The organism is candidate division WOR-3 bacterium, from assembly GCA_026418155.1.
Classification (GTDB): Bacteria; Hydrothermota; Tepidihabitantia; order Tepidihabitantales; family CAIPLT01; genus JAOABV01.
On the sequence record JAOABV010000011.1, the window covers coordinates 16,908 to 37,021 of the forward strand.

14 protein-coding genes are annotated in these 20,114 nt (G+C 38.0%); 12 read left to right on the forward strand and 2 right to left on the reverse strand.

The annotated features are described in order from the left end of the window. Positions 1-8 precede the first annotated feature (8 nt). The 7 genes from rpoB (at position 9) to N2201_02700 (ending at position 11,882) form a co-directional block, all read left to right on the forward strand. Entirely contained in the window at positions 9-3,881 is a 3,873-nt protein-coding gene (gene rpoB / locus N2201_02670) for a DNA-directed RNA polymerase subunit beta (protein MCX7785117.1), read from the forward strand. Between the two features lie 45 nt (positions 3,882-3,926). Continuing rightward, a complete protein-coding gene (gene rpoC / locus N2201_02675; protein ID MCX7785118.1) occupies positions 3,927-7,961 on the forward strand; it encodes a DNA-directed RNA polymerase subunit beta' in 4,035 nt (1,344 codons plus the stop codon). Positions 7,962-8,071: 110 nt separating this feature from the next. Continuing rightward, the gene (gene rpsL, locus N2201_02680) at positions 8,072-8,464 is read left to right on the forward strand and encodes a 30S ribosomal protein S12 (GenBank protein MCX7785119.1); all 393 of its coding nucleotides are present in this window, start codon (positions 8,072-8,074) and stop codon (positions 8,462-8,464) included. Between the two features lie 2 nt (positions 8,465-8,466). Continuing rightward, entirely contained in the window at positions 8,467-8,937 is a 471-nt protein-coding gene (gene rpsG / locus N2201_02685) for a 30S ribosomal protein S7 (protein MCX7785120.1), read from the forward strand. 308 nt (positions 8,938-9,245) lie between these two features. Then, entirely contained in the window at positions 9,246-9,845 is a 600-nt protein-coding gene (locus N2201_02690; GenBank protein MCX7785121.1) for a 1-acyl-sn-glycerol-3-phosphate acyltransferase, read from the forward strand. 90 nt (positions 9,846-9,935) lie between these two features. After that, positions 9,936-10,658 carry a YggS family pyridoxal phosphate-dependent enzyme gene (locus N2201_02695; protein ID MCX7785122.1) on the forward strand — a complete coding sequence of 241 codons (723 nt, stop codon included), beginning with the start codon at positions 9,936-9,938 and terminating at the stop codon, positions 10,656-10,658. A 651-nt stretch (positions 10,659-11,309) separates the two neighbouring features. Further along, positions 11,310-11,882 carry an elongation factor P gene (locus N2201_02700; protein MCX7785123.1) on the forward strand — a complete coding sequence of 191 codons (573 nt, stop codon included), beginning with the start codon at positions 11,310-11,312 and terminating at the stop codon, positions 11,880-11,882. 62 nt (positions 11,883-11,944) lie between these two features. Here N2201_02700 and N2201_02705 read toward each other — a convergent pair whose 3' ends face one another. Both N2201_02705 and gyrA read right to left on the reverse strand, forming a co-directional pair. Continuing rightward, on the reverse strand, positions 11,945-12,442 hold the full coding sequence (locus N2201_02705; protein ID MCX7785124.1) for a cytidine/deoxycytidylate deaminase family protein: 498 nt from the start codon (positions 12,440-12,442) through the stop codon (positions 11,945-11,947). Between the two features lie 84 nt (positions 12,443-12,526). Continuing rightward, entirely contained in the window at positions 12,527-14,953 is a 2,427-nt protein-coding gene (gene gyrA / locus N2201_02710) for a DNA gyrase subunit A (GenBank protein MCX7785125.1), read from the reverse strand. 538 nt (positions 14,954-15,491) lie between these two features. Between gyrA and N2201_02715 the strand changes: the two genes are divergently transcribed. The 5 genes from N2201_02715 to N2201_02735 all read left to right on the forward strand — a co-directional run bounded on the left by N2201_02715 (position 15,492) and on the right by N2201_02735 (position 20,048). Continuing rightward, positions 15,492-16,541 carry a 4Fe-4S dicluster domain-containing protein gene (locus tag N2201_02715; GenBank protein MCX7785126.1) on the forward strand — a complete coding sequence of 350 codons (1,050 nt, stop codon included), beginning with the start codon at positions 15,492-15,494 and terminating at the stop codon, positions 16,539-16,541. A 160-nt stretch (positions 16,542-16,701) separates the two neighbouring features. Beyond that, entirely contained in the window at positions 16,702-17,538 is an 837-nt protein-coding gene (locus N2201_02720; GenBank protein ID MCX7785127.1) for an FAD/NAD(P)-binding protein, read from the forward strand. A gap of 30 nt (positions 17,539-17,568) precedes the next feature. Beyond that, positions 17,569-18,357: a hypothetical protein gene (locus N2201_02725; protein ID MCX7785128.1), complete on the forward strand. Its 789-nt coding sequence runs from the start codon at positions 17,569-17,571 to the stop codon at positions 18,355-18,357. Between the two features lie 11 nt (positions 18,358-18,368). After that, positions 18,369-19,694, forward strand: coding sequence for a Ni/Fe hydrogenase subunit alpha (locus N2201_02730; GenBank protein ID MCX7785129.1), 1,326 nt, complete (start codon positions 18,369-18,371; stop codon positions 19,692-19,694). A gap of 210 nt (positions 19,695-19,904) precedes the next feature. Beyond that, positions 19,905-20,048, forward strand: a complete 144-nt coding sequence (locus N2201_02735) for a hypothetical protein (GenBank protein ID MCX7785130.1) — start codon at positions 19,905-19,907, stop codon at positions 20,046-20,048. Positions 20,049-20,114 lie beyond the last annotated feature (66 nt).

Genomic DNA, 20,114 nt, shown 5'->3' on the forward strand with positions numbered 1-20,114 from the left:
AGTACCATATGATTAAAAATTTTTCTAAAAGACCAACTTTTTTGGAAATCCCGAATCTGTTAGCAATTCAACAAGAATCGTTTCGTTCCTTTTTGCAGATTGATGTACCATGGAACGAAAGAAAGAACGAAGGTTTAGAAGCGCTGTTTCGGGAAACGTTGAATATTGATGAGCCACGGAAAAATTTTCAATTGGAATATGTTGGCTATATTTTAGACCGACCCAAATATACACCAGAAGAAGCAGTTGAAAAGAAAGTTTCTTATACCATTCCTTTAAAAGTAATTTTCCGTTTGGTGAAGAAAGAAGCCGATACGGGAAGAGTAAAAGATATTCTGGAAGAAGAGGTCTTTTTATGCGAGTTGCCTAATATGACCGAGAACGGTACTTTCATTATTAATGGTATCGAACGCGTGGTCGTTAGTCAACTTCATCGTTCACCGGGATTATATTTCTCACGTCAAGAAGACGGACATTCAGCGCTTCTTATTCCTTTGCGAGGCGTCTGGGTAGAATTTGTTATTGATAAAAACAACACAATGGCGATTTTGTTAGACCGAAGACGTCGAATCGGTTTGGGAACCTTTTTGCAAGCCATCGGATATTCTTACGAAGAAGTAATAGCAAAATTATTTTCCGTTGAAGAGAAAAGTTTAAAAGTTGGACAAGTAATTGCTAAATCTATTTATGGGGAAACAGAAAACAAAATTGCTTCTGAGTCACAGACTACCCCTAAAAAGAATCAGGAGCAAAATTCTAATAACTTAGCGATTGATAAGGGCCCTAATAACGAATATTTAAACGAACGACCCCTTTTGGCCCATATTGGCGAAGAAGTGACTGAACAACTGATAGAATTCTTAAAAGCTAAAGGTATTAATAAAGCATATGTCGTCGAAATTCCTGAAAACAATAATCAATTTAAGGAAAAATTAGCAATTTTGATAAATACTTTTGAAAATGATAAAATAATGACATCGGACGAAGCAGTAAAGAAGATATATACGCGACTTCGCGGGATAGTCCCCCATTCGCTTGAAGTTGCCCGCGCCACAATTTTAGGTATGCTTTTTGACCAGAAGCGATTCGATTTAGGTAAAGTAGGTCGATACAAACTCAATGAGCGCATCAGACCAGAAGGGCAGGACCGAAACGGACCAATGAAGGGCGAAAAGCGCATCAGCGATTCAGAAGCCTTTACTCAAGAAGATATCTTTATGGTAATTGACCGCTTACTCGACTTTAAGGTTATGCGAAAATTGTCTGACGACATTGACCATTTGGCCAATCGTCGAGTTCGTAGGGTAGGTGAACTCTTAGAGAATCAATTTCGCAATGCCTTACTACAATTAGTACAAAATATTAGAGAACGTAGTTCTTATTTGGATGCAAGGAAAATTACGCCTAACGAACTGATTAATAGTAAAGTTGTTGCTAATGCGGTAAGTAAATTTTTCTCACAAAATCCATTATCGCAATTTATGGAACAGACTAATCCCTTAGCCGAATTGACACATAAGCGCAGAATCTCCGCTTTAGGACCTGGAGGCTTAACTAAAGAGACTGCCGGTTTTGAAGTCCGAGATGTCCATTATTCACACTACGGAAGAATCTGCCCAATTGAAACACCAGAGGGACCTAATATCGGTTTAATCACAACTATTGCGACTTATGCCCAAATTGACGAATATGGATTTTTAACAACACCTTATTGGAAAGTTAAAGATGGTGTTGTTACAAAGCAAGTTGTGTATCTTAATCCTCAGGAAGAAGAGTCTGCAATAATCGCCCAGGCCAACGCATTACTTGATGAGGAACGAAGAATCATTGGGAGAGAAGTAATTTGTCGGTACCAAGGCGATATTATTACAACGAATCCTGAAAGCGTCCAGTATATGGATATCTCTCCTAAACAATTATTCGCACCTTCAACAGTCTTAATCCCATTTCTTGAACATGACGATGCTGACCGTGCCTTGATGGGAGCCAATATGCAGCGTCAGGCAGTACCGCTGTTAGTACCGGAAAAACCAGTTGTCGCCACTGGAGTTGAAGCTAAATTTTCTGTTGAGTCTGGTGCGGTAGTGTGTGCTCAGGAAGATGGCAAAGTGATGAAAGTTGATGCAGCCAGTATTGTATTAAGAACAGAAGACGGACTCAAAGAATATCGGTTAAAGAAGTTTATGAAGACTAATCAGTATACCTGCTTTAATCAGCGACCGGTAGTAAAATTAGGGCAAAAGGTAAAAAAAGGCGATTTATTGGCAGATGGACCATCTACTGATGAGGGCCAATTGGGATTAGGGAGAAATGTATTGGTAGCATATATTCCTTGGCGTGGTTATAATTATGAAGATGCAATTGTGATATCAGAAGACTTGATAAAAGAAGACAAATTTACCTCAATTCAAATTCTTGAGTTTGAAATTCAAGCCCGCGAGACAAAATTAGGCCCAGAGGAAATTACGCGCGATATCCCAGGTGTTACCGAAAAAGAACTTCAAAACCTTGATGAGTTCGGAATTATCCGAATCGGTGCCGAAGTAACACCAGGAGATATTTTGGTTGGGCGGATTACGCCTAAAGGTGAGACCGAATTCACACCAGAAGAAAAATTATTGCGCGCAATTTTTGGTGAAAAAGCCGCTAATGTCCGGGATACGTCATTACGAGTAGAACCCGGTGTTTCCGGAGTTGTCATTGATAGAAAAATTTTGTCTCGTCATGACAATGAACCGTTAACCCGTCGTCTGGAGGCGGAAAGAATTGAAGACATTAAACGAAAATATGAGATGCGAAAAGCATTCTTATCAGAGCAATTTGACGAAAAAATCCGAGCTATTTTGGTTAATGAAAAAGCCGAAACTAATGTTCGAGATACTAAAGATAATATTATTCTTAAAAGTGGTGAGAAATTCACCGAAGAATTTTTTAGTAAGTATCGGCCAGCAAAAATTAAAAATTTACAAAAGATAATATCAAGCGAGAAGAAGATTATTGAAATTAATCAAATTCTATCTGAATATAATAAGATGAAAAGTTTACTTGATAAGAATGAAAAAGAAGAGATTGAGCGAGTTACCCATGGAGATGAATTACCACGGGGAGTACTAAAATCGGTTACGATATTTATTGCTCAGAAACGAAGATTATCTGTCGGAGACAAAATGGCTGGCCGGCATGGTAATAAAGGTGTCGTAAGTAAAATTTTACCACGAGAAGATATGCCCTATTTAGAAGACGGGACACCTGTTGAGATTGTACTTAATCCCTTAGGGGTTCCCTCCAGAATGAATATCGGTCAAATTTTAGAATGTCATCTTGGCTGGGCAGCAAAAATACTTGGTTATCAAGCGGTCTGTCCGGTCTTCGAAGGGCCATCAATTGAAGATATTAAAAACGAACTGAAGCGCGCCGGTTTGCCTGAAGATGGAAAAGTTACTTTATATGACGGCAGAACTGGTTTGCCGTTTGATAAGAAAGTTGTTGTTGGTTATATTTATATGATGAAATTAGTCCATATGGTAGATGATAAAATTCATGCCCGCTCGACCGGTAATTACTCATTAATAACTCAACAGCCATTAGGTGGTAAAGCTCAATTTGGTGGTCAGCGGTTTGGTGAAATGGAAGTTTGGGCATTAGAAGCCTATGGTGCAGCTCACGCCTTACAAGAAATGTTGACGATAAAATCAGATGATGTTGAAGGAAGGAGTGCGCTCTATAATGCTTTGATTCGGGGCGAAAATCCTCCCTCACCAAAAATACCAGCGTCGTTTTCGGTTTTAGTTAAAGAATTGGCGGGATTAGGGTTGGAACTGATTCCAGAAAAAGAAAAGGATGATTTCACTAAAGAATCAGTGAAGACTAAGAAGAAATAATTTATATTATGAAAGAAAATAATTTTTACAGGTATAAAGGTAGCAATGACTAATAAAGATTTTTTAGATTTTGATGCATTAAGGTTGAGAATTTGTTCACCTGAAACAATCCGTAGTTGGTCCTATGGTGAAGTGACTAAAGCCGAGACAATCAATTATCGTACTCAAAAACCCGAGCGCGATGGACTCTTCTGCGAACGGATTTTTGGTCCAGTTAATGATTATGAATGTAATTGTGGTAAATATAAGAAAATTCGCTATAAAGGGATTATTTGTGACCGATGTGGAGTTGAAGTTACTACTTCTTCAGTGCGAAGAGAACGTATGGGACATATTGAATTGGTGGTCCCAATTGCCCATCCTTTATTTTACCAAGTTCCACCTTCAAAGATTGCTTTAATGCTTGATTTGACAACCAATGAAGTGGAAAGTATTTTGAATTATGAGGTCTACGTGGTTTTAGAGCCAGGTGATTCACCTTATAGAAAAATTGAGCCGGGTAAAAAAGCACCGGATCTATTGTCGGATGAGGATTATTTGAAAGTTAAAAACGAATATGAAGGTTTGGTTGCAGCGACTGGTGCCGAAAGTTTAGAATATCTTTTGAGTCGAATTGATTTAGATGACTTGTCCGCTGAGTTGCGGACTCAAATTAAACATGAAACCTCACGCCGTTTTGCCCTTTTAAGAAGATTGAAAGTTGTCGAATCTTTTCGTAATTCCGGTGCTAAACCGGAATGGATGATTCTAAGAGTATTGCCTGTAATTCCGCCTGATTTAAGACCGTTAGTGCCTTTGGAAGGTGGCCGATATGCAACTTCGGATTTAAATGATTTATATAAACGGGTGATAGTTCGTAATAACCGGCTTAAACATTTGTTGGCAATAAAAACTCCTGATATAATATTGAAAAATGAAAAGCGAATGCTGCAAGATGCAATTGATGCCCTTTTTAATAATGAACGGCGACCGAGACCGATTCGCGGCAAAGGAAATCGACCTTTGAAGTCATTGTGTGAAGTTTTAAGAGGTAAGCAAGGAAGATTTAGACATAATTTACTAGGTAAACGCGTCGATTATTCCGGTCGGTCAGTAATTGTGGTTGACCCGAATCTACAATTAACTCAATGTAGTATACCTAAAGAAATGGCGTTAGAATTATTTAAGCCGATAATTCTGCGTAAGTTAGAAGAAAAGAATATTGCCCAGGGCGAAAAGACCGCAAAATTATTATATAAACGAGAGGCACCTGAAGTTTGGGAAGTTTTGGAAGAAGTGACCAAAGAGCATCCGGTTCTATTAAATCGGGCTCCGACATTACACCGGATTTCGATTCAAGCGTTTTTTCCAGTTCTTTCAGAACATCGAGCAATCGGAATTCATCCTTTGGTCTGTCCACCATTCAATGCTGATTTTGATGGTGATACGATGTCGGTTCATGTCCCGCTTACGCCGGAGGCAATCTTGGAATCAGCAATTTTAATGTTATCAATGAATAATATTTTGTCGCCAGCACATGGATTTCCATTAATGGCGCCTTCTCAAGATATTGTGGCTGGTATCTATTATTTGACGAAAACCTATCCTCACTCTGAGGAATCAGTAAATCCGAAAAAAGTTTACGACGACTTTAAGGAAGTACATACTGCTTGGCGTCTAGGTGAACTTGCTCTTCATACACCGATTCAATTCCGATATCGGAAAGAAAAAATTAATACCACAGTCGGACGGGTGATTTTTAATGAAGCACTGCCTGAGGATTTGCGATTTGTGAATGAAGTTTATAATAAAGAAAAACTGGTTAAATTAATTGACCGCTGTTATCGTAAATATGGTACTTTAAGAACCGCGGAACTGTTGGATACAATTAAAAATCTCGGTTTCGAAGTAGCAACAATCTCCGGGCTTTCAATCGGTATTAGTGATATTGTTACCCCTGAAGTTAAAAATCAAATTCTCAAAAAGAGCGAAGAGGAACTGCGGAAAGTTTACAATAATTACAAACGCGGTTATATTACGGAAAGCGAGAAATATAATTTAGTAGTCAATATTTGGACATTAGCTACAGCAGAGGTTGAAGAGGCATTGATGAAAAAGTTGTCTTTGGACCAAGATGGGTTTAATCCGATTTATATGTTAATTGATTCCGGAGCTCGCGGTTCTCGAACCCAAGCCTCCCAGATTGGGGGTATGCGTGGCTTAATGGCAAAACCTCAAAGGGGCGGTTTGGGCGAAGAGGTAATCGAAACTCCGATTAAAAGTTCCTTCCGTGATGGTCTTTCAGTTTGGGAATATTTTATTTCTACTCATGGTGCAAGAAAAGGACTTACTGATACTGCTCTAAAAACTGCTGAGGCCGGTTATTTGACTCGAAGATTAGTAGATGTGGCTCAAAGTGTTATAATTACAATGGAAGATTGCGGGACAATTTTAGGTCAAGAAGTTTCAGCATTAAGAGAAGGTGGTGAAATTATTGAATCTTTATCAGAACGGATTCAAGGTCGAATTGCGCTCAATGATATTGTGAATCCATTAACTAATGAAATTATTGTTCATTCAGGCGAAGAAATCACCGATGAGTTAGCCGAAGAGATTGAAAATGCCGGTATCGAGTCAGTATCGGTTCGTTCGGTTTTAACTTGTGAGGCACCGGATGGTCTTTGTGTTAAATGTTACGGTAGAAATTTAGCCACCGGCCGACTCGTAGAAATTGGCGAAGCAGTTGGAGTAATTGCGGCACAGTCCATTGGTGAACCTGGAACTCAATTGACTTTAAAGACATTCCATATTGGTGGTATTGCAACCCGAATTGGTGAACAAACTAAAGCCACTGCTAAATTTGATGGTAAAATTAAACTTGAAGGCTTAAAATTAACCAAACGCAGTGATGGTGAAATCGTAACATTAACTCCAGGAAAACTTTTGCTTCAAAGTGATGGTAGAGTATTATCATTTGATGTTCCGAAAGATGCGGTGTTGAGAGTCGCAGATAAATCTTCTGTAACTGCGGGCGAGACACTTTTTGAATGGGAACCACACTCAATTATCATCTCGGCAACAAAAAAAGGTAAGGTTAAATATGTTGATGTTAAACCCGGGGTAACTTTAAGTGAAGATATTGATGAACGGTCAGAACGAAGAGAACGAAAGATTATTGAAGATAGTGAGCGTAAATTACATCCGAAATTGCTTATTATTGATGAGAAAGGTCACAAATTAGAAGAACATGAACTACCCAAAGATGCCTACCTCATTGTAAATGACGGCGACGATGTCTTGCCTGGCGACCAGTTGGCGAAATTATTAAAGGAAATTGCTAAAACAAAAGATATTACAGGTGGATTACCCAAAGTTGCTGATTTGTTTGAAGCTAAACGGATAAAGGACGCAGCCGTCATATCGGATATTGACGGCAGAGTTGAAATTAGTCCGCCGGAAAAAGGAATTAGAAAAGTGCGAGTTATCTCAGAAGGTGGTTCAGTGAAGGAGTATGATATACCGTATGGAAAATATTTGTTGGTGAGTCAAGGAGATGAAGTAAAAGCCGGCGATAAATTGTGTGAGGGGGAAATTGACCCACATGATATTTTGCGAGTTAAAGGTTGGCTTGCCGCACAGGAATTTTTGACCAACCAAATTCAGGCAGTGTATCGACTACAAAAAGTTAAAATAAATGATAAACATATCTCGGTTATTGTCAGACAAATGTTACGAAAAGTTAAAATTGAAGATCCAGGCGACTCTAATTTTATTGAAGGTGAGATTGTGGAACGACAACAGATCTACGCTGAAAACGAACGACTTGCCAAGGAGAATTTAAAACCTGCGAACTATCATCCTATACTTCTGGGAATAACTCGTGCTGCTCTTTTAACCGATAGTTTCTTATCTGCCGCTTCATTCCAAGAGACAACCCGAATTCTTTCTGAGGCCTCAATTCAAGGTAAAAAAGACCGATTAGTCGGTCTAAAGGAAAATGTTATAGTCGGAAGATTAATTCCAGCCGGAACAGGTTTTAGAGAATTTGTTCGTTCCGTCATTTCAAGTGAAGCCAAAGAACAGAAACAAGAGGCAGTATAATGAGTCAAAAAAAGACCAAAGGTATCAATATTCTATTGTCACTGAAATCATATAATAGTTATTTATGAGTATATTGACAAATATAATTTTGGATGGAGGAAACAAAGTAAATGCCAACTATTAATCAATTAATTCGCAAAAAGCGAAAACCAGTTAAAAAGGTCTCGAAATCTCCAGCCTTAGAAGGCAATCCACAAAAACGTGGTGTCTGCACTCGTGTCTATACGACAACTCCGAAAAAACCAAATTCGGCTTTAAGAAAAGTCTGTAAAGTCCGTTTAACCAATGGTCACGAAATCACGGTCTATATTCCTGGTGAAGGACATAATCTTCAAGAACATTCGATTGTTTTGGTTCGCGGTGGCCGGGTAAAGGATTTGCCTGGTGTCCGTTATCATGTAATTCGTGGTGTACTTGATGCGGCCGGTGTAGAGAATAGAAGACAAGGACGCTCACTATATGGCGCCAAAAGACCTAAAGCTTCAGGACAAACAGGAGCATAATTATGGGACGAAAGAAAAAGGCAATAGCCCGACCCTTAAAACCTGACCCAAAATACAATTCGGTTTTAGTGACCAGATTTGTAAATAATTTATTCTGGGAGGGTAAGAAGACAGTCGGTTATAAAATTTTCTACGAAGCGATGGCGATAATTGAGCAGAAAACAAAAGAAGACGGTTTTGCGTTATTTCAAAAAGCCCTTAATAATGTAAAACCAGTCTTAGAAGTTAGACCGAGACGAGTTGGTGGTGCTACCTATCAAATTCCAATGGAGGTACCTCCGAATCGGCAGGAAACCTTAGCCATTAAATGGATTATTCGAGCCGCAAGAGAACGACCCGAATATCGCATGGCAGAACGACTAGCTAACGAACTTATTGATGCTTCTAAAAATCAGGGAGCAGCAATTAAAAAGAAAGAAGATACCCATAAAATGGCTGAAGCCAACCGGGCATTTGCTCATTACCGCTGGTAAAATTCGCTAACCGCTGTCTGCATTCCGTTTTTCACGATTCGACATTTTATGTCCTTTGGGGTTGATTAGCATCACAACTAACATTAATTTTGAAATCTTACTTCGCTAATGTATTGATATTCTTTTCACGCCAATCCCTGCATATAATTATGGTAGTATCGACATCTAGTTTTCGGTTCAAAGTACAATTAACAACTCAATAACTAACCATCTGTCTTTGCTGTGGCTCATTAAAAGTTTTAATTTACTTAAAATGTCGGCTAAAAAATAGAGTATATTTTGTATGTGTTTTTTCGATTTGACTTAATATGGTCTATTACGGATTAGAGTATATTTCTAAATTAATATTTGGTCATCAATTGGGTTCAATCTCTGGATTAGAAAATCTACCGTCACCACCGTGTATAATTGCAGCCAATCATGTTAGTCCATACGACCCGATATTGCTTGTGCTCCAATTATATACTTGGATAAAAAAATATGGCAAAAAGCCGGTGTTTTTGACTAATCGAAAAGTAATAGTCCTTTTTGCTGCTTTTACTAAGGTGTTAGGAATGTTTCCGGGCACAAAACGTGGACTTAAACAAGCGCAAGGTTTTTTATCTCAGGGTATTCCTATTGGTATTTTTCCTAATCGGGACCGAATACCTAATCGCATAAAACGGTTCCATTTAGGACCAGCCTATTTAAGTTCGAATGCTAAAGTTCCAATTGTGCCTATTGGAATTAGAACCAAAGACGAAGTTTTTCCCTCTTGGAACTTATGGAAAATAATTAAAAGTTTTTTCCATAAAAAACATTTTATAATTGGCGAACCTATCTATCCAGATGATAAGATTTCGCTTACAGACCTTACAAATCAATTGACCGTAGCGGTCGCAAGATTAATTGGTAAAGAAGTAATATAAGTTTTTAATGTCTTTCATTGTGAGATGCTTGCTTTCGCTTTCTTTTAATTTGAATAATGGCGATATTAGAATATTAGAGAGTTAACCTCAATGCGCTCCGTGATCTTAGAAAACCTTAGAAACTTAAGATTAAGACTTGATTCGGTCTCTGCTAAAAGTAAACGAACAATTAGTGATATTACTTTAGTAGCGGTAACTAAAAATATATCCGCGGAATTAATAGAGATGGCAATCGATATCAGTAGACAAGATTCAGATTCGATCCCGATAAATATCATCGGAGAAAACCGAGTGCAGGAAGCATTAGAAAAATTCCCTAAAATTCAGCGCACGGTCGAATGGCATCTAATCGGGCATTTGCAAACCAATAAAGTAAAAAAAACCTTAGAAATATTTTCAATGATACAAAGTGTCGATTCGCTCCATTTAGCCCAAGAAATCGAAAAGCGTGCTTCATTTATCTCAAAGGAAATGCCGGTTTTAATTGAAGTGAACACTTCCCAAGAAGAGACTAAATTTGGCGTTAAACCAGAAGAGTTAATTAAACTAATCAATCAGATTTTACCATTAAAACATCTAAAAATTTTAGGGTTAATGACCCTGGGACCAGGATTAGCCATTGAAGACAAAGAAAAATCCCGGCCATGTTTTAGATTACTTTATGAACTAAGAGAGAAAGTCGAGCAAGAATTTAAGATAAAATTGCCTTATCTTTCAATGGGAATGAGTTCAGATTTTGAAGTAGCAATTGAAGAAGGTTCTAATATGATTAGAATTGGAACTGCAATCTTTGGTCCACGGCCAATCAAATAGACTTAATTTACTTTTATTAATTTTCATATATTAAAAAGACTCAAATCTAAAAATGAACTTTTTTATTGTCATAATAAATTTCTTAGTAATTTATTTCAATCAGTAGTCTAAAAAGGTATCCTCTCAGTTATCTCTAATTAGCCAGCCGAATATTCCTTTGGTTTGTCATTCCGTTTATTCTTTGGACAATAGATTAGAAAATTTAATTCTTTGTCTACAGATATTAATCAAATTGTCAAGGCTGTTTTAAAGAAAACCCAGAAAAGGTCAATTCTTATTTTGAATAAATTGAACATGCTTAATATTTTTTTTCTTTTCAGTAGTTTCTCCGAGACGGAGGAGAGTTGCAAGTTTTTTTCCTGATTCTTTTCAGAGCGTTCTACTAAATTAATTCCATTTCAGAAAATCAACATCGCTTGTTAAGGTTTGGCAAGTATAGCAAAAAGCCAATTTGACCTGCTAATAACTGTACTGTTGGAGATGTCTTCTATAGTCGCTATAGAAAAGTTGACAGATAACATGATGTAGTTTGTAGTCAGTCGGGATGGCATTAATATTTTTAGATTGTTGTTCTTTTCGCAATTTTGAAATTTTTAGGAGTCTTCCTTTTCAGACTTGACATTATTTATTTTATCAGTATCTTAAATCATTATGATTATCGCTTCGGATGTTCGTAATGGGATGACAATAAGATTAGAAGGAAATCTTTATAAGGTCATTACTGCGGAATATAAGGCAGGCACAGCAAAAATGGGAAGTCTGGTGCATCTGAAACTCAAAAATATTACTACAGGCAGTTTTACCGAAAGAAGATTTCACCCTGAAGACCGGCTTGAGGATATTGAGTTAGCGTCGATACCAATGGAATTTATCTATCAAGATGGCGATGACTATTATTTTATGCATCCGATAAGTTATGAGCAATATCCCATTAATAAATCGTTACTTGGTAATTTTGTTAAGTTTATTACCCCTGGGATAAAATTAAGGATTGAGTTTTACGAAGAACAACCAGTTCATGTAATTATTCCGAAAACTGTTGATTTAAAAGTAATTTCTACAGGTGCTGGCGTTAAGGGTGAAACAGATGCTGCATATAAACCGGCACAGTTAGAAAACGGTCTAGAGGTATTAGTTCCTCAATTTATAAAATCCGGCGATATCATCCGAATAGAGGTTGAGACAGAAAAATACCTGGAGCGAGTGAAAACGGAAACTGCCTGATTGGTTTACTTCTTAAACTTTAGATTCTTTAAGATAGTCGCCGTTATCTTAATTGTTGGTGTTTATTTCACTATCTCTACTAAGACCTTAGCCTCAGATAACATCTTTTGGGCTAATTCATCGGGATATAATTTTCTAACTACGATTCTTTTAATCCCGGCATTGATTAACATTTTGGCACAAGTGATACAGGGAAAGTGAGTTGAATAGACTGTCGCTCCAGCCACAGGTAACCCAAAATATGCTGCTTGGACCAAAGCGTTCTGCTCGGCATGAATACCGCGGCAGATTTCAATCCGTTCCGCAGGTTTGATGTTTAATTGTTTTCGCAAGCAGCCAATTTCTGAGCAATGGGTTAAATTTCTTGGGGCACCATTATAACCTGTGGCTAAAATCCTTTTCTCAGAAACCAACACTGCGCCGACTTTTCGGCGTAAACAAGTTGACCGTTCAGCAACAGTATCAGCAATCTTGAGAAAATACTCATCCCAAGAAATGCGCTGAGTCATTATGCGCGTTTTCCTTTTTGAATTAGTATGGGTTACTTTTTTCTTTGTCATCAAAGATAGAGATTTATTAAAAGCGTGATGTTATACATAAGTTCAGAATGTAAGATTATGGGATATAGTAGGAAATTCACTTAATTATTCTTGGGGAATCGGTGCGACATCAACAACATAGTCGTCTTCTTTAATCTGAATTAACTTAACACCAATTGTGGCTCTTCCCTGTTCACGGACATCGGCCAGTTTTAGTCTTAGCACTGTTCCATTCTTCGTAATAACGATTGCTTCGTCTTTTTCTGATACTGCTTTGGCACAAATCAGTTCGCCGGATTTTTCAGTAATCTTACCGGCGATGACGCCTTTGCCACCTCGTCGTCGAATGGGAAATGCTTTGTAATCACATCGTTTACCATAACCTTTGGTTGTAACAATTAAAAGGGATTGACCTTGCTTTACTGTACTGCCGTCAATTACCGCATCTTTTTTATCAAGTTTTATGCCTCTAACACCAGCAGCGTTTCGCCCCATTTGCCGGACATCTTTTTCGGAAAATTTGAGGGCTTGACCGTTTTTTGTCACAAGCATAATTTCATCTTTACCAGAAGTAATAAAGGTGTCAATTAACTGGTCATTTGGTTCTAAATTAATTGCAATAATTCCTTTTTTCCGGGGATTGGAAAATTCTTCTAAGGAAGTCTTTTTTACAGTTCCCTGTTCTGTTACCATAAAGATATTCTGATTTTTATTGAATTCGCGCACAGGAAGATAGGAAGTTATGCGTTCATCTTTTTCTAATTCTAAAAGATTAACAATCGGCCTTCCTTTGGCTTGATAGGTGCCTTCAGGAATTTCAAATACCTTGAGCCAGTAACATTTTCCTTTATTAGTAAAGAAAAGGATATAATCTAAGGTTTTAGCGGTTATGATGCCTTCAACAAAATCAGTTTCCGATACTTCGACCCCGGTTCTACCAACACCACCACGATTTTGGCGTCGGTATGCTGAAATCGGCATTCGTTTGATGTATCCACGGTGCGTAATAATTACACAGACATCTTCTTCTGCAATCAAATCTTCAATATTCAGTTCTTCTACTTTGCCCTTAGTAATATCGGTTTTTCGGGAATCACCAAAGCGTTTTTTCAGAGCGAGTAATTCATCTTTAATTAATGCCATTGTTGCCCGCTTGGAAGACAGGATATTTTTCAACCGAGCAATGGTTTTAATCAACTCAAGATATTCTTCATTAATCTTTTTCTGCTCAAGATTAGTCAGTCGTGCCAGTTTCATATCTAAGATTGCCTGGGCTTGGATTTCAGTAAGTTTAAATCGGCGCATTAGTTCTTGTTTTGCAATTTCTGGGTCTTTCGATGATTTGATTAGCGCGATAATCTTATCAATATGATTTAAGGCAATCTTTAGACCCTCTAAAATATGTGCTCGATCTTCGGCTTGTTTAAGTTCAAATTTCGTGCGTCTCTGAACCACCTCATAACGAAAATCCAAGAATTGCTGACATAACTCTTTGAGATTGAGTGTCTTAGGAACATTATCGACTAAGACTAAAAGAATGACGCCGAAGGTTTCTTGTAACGGTGTGAATTTATATAACTGGTTAATAACAATTTCTGGATTGGCATCGCGTTTTAATTCTAAAACAATTCTCATTCCGTCGCGGTCCGACTCATCTCGTAAGTCCGAGACATCGGAAATCTTTTTTTCTCGGACTAAAAGGGCAATGCGTTCAATTAGCGCGGTCTTATTGACTTGGTAAGGAATTTCTGTAATGATAATTTTATCTTTGCCGCCTTTGCCTTCTTCAATTCGGACTTTACCGCGGACAACGATTTTACCCCGGCCTGTCTTATATGCTTCAGTAATACCTTCTTTACCCACAATCACGCCGCCAGTAGGAAAGTCTGGTCCTTGAATATATTTCATTAAATCGACACTATCAAGTTCAGGGTCATCAATCAAAGCCACTAATCCGTCGATCAGTTCGGATAAATTATGGGGTGGAATATTTGTAGCCATGCCAACTGCGATGCCGGATGCGCCGTTGGCTAAAAGATTGGGAAATGCCGCAGGTAATACACGAGGTTCTTTCAGCCGGCCGTCGAAATTAGGGACAAAGTCGACAGTATCTTTTTCTAAATCCCGAAGTAATTCCTCGGCAAGTTCTGAAAGTCGTGCTTCGGTATAGCGGTAGGCAGCAGGAGCGTCACCATCAATTGAGCCAAAGTTGCCTTGGCCTTCAATTAAAGGATAGCGCAGAGAGAAGTCTTGTGCCATCCGCACTAATGTCTCATAAACTGCTAAATCGCCATGGGGATGGTATTTGCCTAATACTTCACCAACGACAGTGGCTGATTTTTTGAATGGTCGGTTATGGGTTAAGCCTAATTCATTCATTGCATAGAGAATGCGTCTTTGGGCGGGTTTAAGACCATCGCGCACATCAGGTAATGCCCGACCGATTATTACCGACATCGCATAGTCTAAATAAGACCGCTTTACTTCATCTTCAATATATACTTTGACAATATCTTCGCGATTTTCTTTCATCGTCATATTGATTTCGGATTACCTAATTAATAAAAATAAATTAAATAAAATTTGATATTTCATTATCAGGTTAATTAACATTACTCATTAAGAATATACTTAATTTTTATAAAATGTCAAGATGTATAGAAGTGAAAACAGCAAAATATAATTTTGCTTATTGATTATCAGAATGCTTAATGGTATTGATGGTAAGGTTATTGCTATTAATAATTTTACTATCGTCAGATATGTGTTGATGTCAGGTTAAATGCATTTTTTTGTTTTTGAAGAATTTAGATACTTTTTAATTGGTAGTGTCAAGGATTTTGTGTAAATTCTTTTTTCCCTGCCATAAGCGTTTTGTCTTCCATTGTTGGTTATATTTGTTAAAAACTGTATACACTATCTGAGCACAACTCCCATAATTAGCAATACTGCTTATTGGTCTTATTTGCTTCTAACTTCTGAAATACTTGCACTAAATTAAAGACCTTGACATCTCTTTAAATTTTTGTTATGATGTCTCAAAGTAAATTTATTTTTTATAGGAATTTTAATGAAAGTATTAAAATTACAAAAGAAAAATTTAAATAGTTACCTTCAGTCCTTACGCCAGTTTGGAGAGATTTACGGTCCGGTTCGTAAGGGCGAAAAGTTTATTTATGGTCATTTAGATGACTTAGATAAACTTGATTTAAGAATGGTCCGGACAATTCTGCCGGTTAAGAAGTTCTTAGTGCCACCGCAATTTGATACTTTTACTTTTAGTGGCAGTGATTATAAGCCGGAATTAGAAAATATTCCCCGGCGAGTTGTATTTGGAGTGCATCCGTGCGAAATTCACGGTTTATTAATTTTAGATAAGTTCTTTTTAGAAAGATTTCCTGACCCGTTTTACCAAGAACGCCGACGCAAAACCGCAATTTTAGGGTTATCTTGTGTGCCGGATGAGAAATGTTTTGCCAAATCAACTAATACTCATTATGTGGAATCGGGTTTCGATTTAGCGTTTAATGATTTAGATGACTTTTATTTGGTTTGGGTTGGTTCATCACTGGGGGATGATTTAGTTCGGTTGAGATTAGATTTGTTCGATGAAAATATTAAAGAAAAAGATTTAAGGCGATATATGGAATGGCGTGCTTGGCGGGATGCGCAATACAAACTCAATTTAGATTTAACTGCGATGCCGGATATTATGGAGTTAAATTACGAAAGTCCGATTTGGAATAAACTGGGTGAAAAATGTTTGTCGTGTGGTGCTTGCTCAATGGTATGTCCGACTTGTCCTTGCTATAATGTCACCGACCAGATAAGGCCAAACCAGAAAAATGGCCGGCGGATGCGCAATTGGGATTCTTGTATGTTTAAACCGTTTGCTTTAGTTGCCGGTGGTCATAATTTTCGTGAAGACCGCTCGCAACGGGTTCGCTTATGGTATACCCATAAATTGAAGGCATTCATTACCGAATTCGGCAAGGCGGCTTGTGTTGGTTGTGGAAGATGTATTGATACCTGCCCGGTTGATATTAATGTTAAGACCGTAGTCAAAGAACTGAAAGGTCGACCGATTGCATCAAAAACTTTTTTGAGTGTTAAAGAATAACGAGGATTTTCGAAAAATGCCAACGAGCGCACAGAAAAGACGGAGAATAAATAAAAAATGTAGTCAGAAGAATTTTGGGCAAAACGCTTAGATTAATGATAAGGAATTAAATTAATAGATAAATATGAAGCAAAATATTGAATTAACTTAGAAGACAAGTATGAATCAGAACATATATTTACCTGAACCAATGCGAATTGTGCGCCGATATGACCTTATTGAGGATGTTCGATTTTTCCAAGTCCGGCCATTGGAAATGGAACGCGCCCTCCATTTAAACTATCTGCCGGGTCAGTTTATGATGATATCTTTAGCCGGAGTTGGCGAAGCGCCATTCTCCATCTCATCCACACCGTCGAGACCAGGGCTATTAGAATTCGGCATCCGAAAAGTTGGAATCATTACCGAACAATTGTTCAAACTCAAAGAAAATGAAATTATTGGTGTGCGTGGACCTTTTGGTAATGGTTTTCCGATTGATAAATTTGAAAACAAAGATTTAATTATTGTTGTTGGTGGTTTAGGAGCAGTACCCCTTCGGTCGCTTTTGCTCTATACTTTAGATAACCGTGACCGCTTTGGCAAAATTTACTTCTTATACGGTGCCCGACGACCAGCGGAAATGCTCTTTCGTCGGGAATTTATGGAATTAAAAGCCCGCGATGACCTTTATTGTTTATTAACAGTGGATAAAGATGATACTGGCCGATGGACTGAACATATCGGCGTTGTCACTACTTTGTTTAAGCACTTAAAAGACATTAACCCAGAAAATACTTATGCTACGGTCTGTGGTCCACCCGTAATGTATAAATTTGTGATTAATGAGATTATTAAATTGGGAATCCCCAAACATCAGATTCTAATGACCTTAGAAAGAAGAATGCATTGTGGTGTGGGCAAGTGTGGCCATTGCGTCATCGGCTCAATCTATACCTGCGTTGATGGTCCGGTTTTTTCCTATTGGGATGTATTACATATGAAAGATTTAATCTAAAAAATTATGAGGAAAAATATTTAGACTATTATGGAAACGAATAAACTGAAGGTTGGATTTTATAATTTCTCTGGTTGTGCAGGTTGTCTTTTGACAATTATCAATTGTGAGGATAGTTTGCTTGATATCTTTACTGCCACAGAAGTTGTCTCGTTTTTGATGGCAAAAAGTGATAATATGGAAAAAGAGTTAGATATTGCTTTTATTGATGGCTCAATTACTACTAATGAACAGGAAGAATTTCTTAAAGAATTGAGAGCCCGAACCAAAAAACTTGTCTGTTTAGGCACATGTTCTTGTTACGGTGGCCTTCAGGCAATGGAATATGGAAAAGGTAATTGGCAAAAGCGTTTTCAAAAAGTATACGGCACAAAGCCGTTTTCCATTGTTCAAGCCTTTGAGTCGCAACCGGCGGATGCGTTTGTGCCCGTTGATTTTTATATTCCCGGTTGTCCGATAGATGCTGACTTGTTTCTTTATAACTATGCCCGATTAATCAAAGGATTGCCGGTCGATTTTCCCAAGACGCCGGTCTGTATTGAGTGTAAGTGGCATGAAAATGAATGTCTGCTCTTAAAAGATATTATGTGTTTAGGTCCAATAACCTCGGCTGGTTGTAAAGCTCGGTGTCCGACCGTAAATTTACCTTGCGTTGGTTGTTTTGGTCCTGCGGATGAAGGCAATTTGACTTCAGAATTTAATTTGCTTAAAGAAAAAGGCTTTAATCTTCCTGATATTGAACGGAAATTACGAATTTTTGGGGGAACGAAATTTATTAAAAACCTCAAGTTGAAATCAAGTAAAAAACCGCAATCTTAAGGCTTTAGATTATGGAAAAACCCAGTAAAACCAATCAAATTCGAATACCGGCCCTGGCACGAGTTGAGGGCCATGGCAATGTTTTAGTTGAGGTTCAAAGAGGCAAACTAAAAAATGTAAAATTAAATATTCCTGAAGGACCGAGACTTTTTGAAACTTTAGTTGTCAATAAGACGCCAAGTGAAGTTGTCAATATTGTTCCAAGAATATGTGCCATATGTTCGGTATCTCATCGTTATGCGGCAATTAGAGCTTTAGAACGGGCGTTAGATATAAATGAGACTAAAAGCACTAATTTATTAAGAACCCTGATGCATTATGGAGAAATGGTTGAGAGTCATGCTTTACATGCCTTTGTTTTGGCACTACCGGATTTTGTCGGCTACCCATCAGCAATTGCGATGGTGGATAAATTTGGTCCTCAGGTCTTAAAAGCATTAAAACTAAAAAAGTTCGGTAATTATGTTATGGAAGTTGTAACGGGACGCTGGACCCATGGCGAAAATGCTACGGTTGGTGGATTTGGCGCAGTGCCTTCTCGTCAGCAATTGTTAGACCTTAAACAACAAAGCGAAGCCCTAATTCCGGATGCAGAAGAATTGGTCGAGTTAATGCGCAATTTGCATTATCCGACTTCAATGGAAGATGGTATGGTCTTTATGTGCTTAAAACCGCCTACAGAGAAATATGGTTTTGTCGGCAATTCGGTCTTAATTTCAACTGGAGAAGAACATCCAATAGAAAGATATAAAGAATTAACTAATGAGCGCATTGTCGCACATTCTACTGCCAAAAGATGCCGGTATAATGATAAACCGTTTGTCGTGGGTGCTTTGGCAAGAATGAACCTTTTAGGAGAAAGACTTCACGGCAAAGCAGCAAATTGTTTTAAGCGCTGTTATAGTCTAAGTTGGATACGAAACCCATTATATGCGAATTTAGCCCAGGCAATTGAAATCTTATTCTGTTTAGAAGAAATTCCTAAGATAGTCGATGAACTTATAAAACGCGAGCCGACCTTAAAAACCGAGACCGCAATTAAAGAACCACCAACCAAAACCGGCAAAGATGTTGGTGCAGTCGAAGCTCCACGGGGAACTCTTTACCATTATTATGAAGTTAACCGGGGATTTGTAACCAATGCTAATATGGTTATTCCTACTACTCAAAACTTAGATGCAATTGAAAATCATCTGCGGGTCGCAGTCCAGAATTTACTGGGTAATGGTCGAGGTAAAGAGACCGAGAACTTAGAATTGATTTTAGAGATGATTGTTCGGGCTTATGACCCTTGTATCTCTTGTTCTGTTCATCTTGTGGATTTAGGAAACAAATAAAAACTTACCTCTATAGATAGAGACCTCAGAAAAAGTCAAGGATTAATATTTTCCATACTGAACTTATTAACTATTGCTCTTATTTTGTTTTCAGTTAGCACCGGAGCAATTTTTCAGAACACTCAAGTAAATCAATTTTACCCTAAAATAGAATCCTTTAGGAAAAATTGAAAATTTGGTATTTGCCAGAATGGTAAAAACACTGAAGTTTTGAGTGGTTTGCTTGACCCTTTCGGTGGTCTAATCTGCGGTCCTCTCGGCAAGCCCCTGGGTTGCCCACCGGTATGCCCCCTGGCTTGCCCCCCGGCTCACCCCTCGGATGTCCGATTATGTCATCTAACCTATTGTCTTTGAGATAATTAAATCATTTGCCTATAAGATAATCTACTGCATTCTCCAGTAGATTGACTGAAGGACAAC

Bases quoted from the DNA above. Each gene is read 5' to 3' on its own strand.
- N2201_02720 (MCX7785127.1), top strand. From the start codon at position 16,702: ATGAATCAGAACATATATTTACCTGAACCAATGCGAATTGTGCGCCGA.
- N2201_02705 (MCX7785124.1), bottom strand. From the start codon at position 12,442: ATGACAAAGAAAAAAGTAACCCATACTAATTCAAAAAGGAAAACGCGC.
- N2201_02715 (MCX7785126.1), top strand. From the start codon at position 15,492: ATGAAAGTATTAAAATTACAAAAGAAAAATTTAAATAGTTACCTTCAG.
- gyrA (MCX7785125.1), bottom strand. From the start codon at position 14,953: ATGAAAGAAAATCGCGAAGATATTGTCAAAGTATATATTGAAGATGAA.
- N2201_02695 (MCX7785122.1), top strand. From the start codon at position 9,936: ATGCGCTCCGTGATCTTAGAAAACCTTAGAAACTTAAGATTAAGACTT.
- rpoC (MCX7785118.1), top strand. From the start codon at position 3,927: ATGACTAATAAAGATTTTTTAGATTTTGATGCATTAAGGTTGAGAATT.
- N2201_02725 (MCX7785128.1), top strand. From the start codon at position 17,569: ATGGAAACGAATAAACTGAAGGTTGGATTTTATAATTTCTCTGGTTGT.
- rpoB (MCX7785117.1), top strand. From the start codon at position 9: ATGATTAAAAATTTTTCTAAAAGACCAACTTTTTTGGAAATCCCGAAT.
- rpsL (MCX7785119.1), top strand. From the start codon at position 8,072: ATGCCAACTATTAATCAATTAATTCGCAAAAAGCGAAAACCAGTTAAA.
- N2201_02690 (MCX7785121.1), top strand. From the start codon at position 9,246: ATGGTCTATTACGGATTAGAGTATATTTCTAAATTAATATTTGGTCAT.
- N2201_02700 (MCX7785123.1), top strand. From the start codon at position 11,310: ATGATTATCGCTTCGGATGTTCGTAATGGGATGACAATAAGATTAGAA.
- N2201_02730 (MCX7785129.1), top strand. From the start codon at position 18,369: ATGGAAAAACCCAGTAAAACCAATCAAATTCGAATACCGGCCCTGGCA.
- rpsG (MCX7785120.1), top strand. From the start codon at position 8,467: ATGGGACGAAAGAAAAAGGCAATAGCCCGACCCTTAAAACCTGACCCA.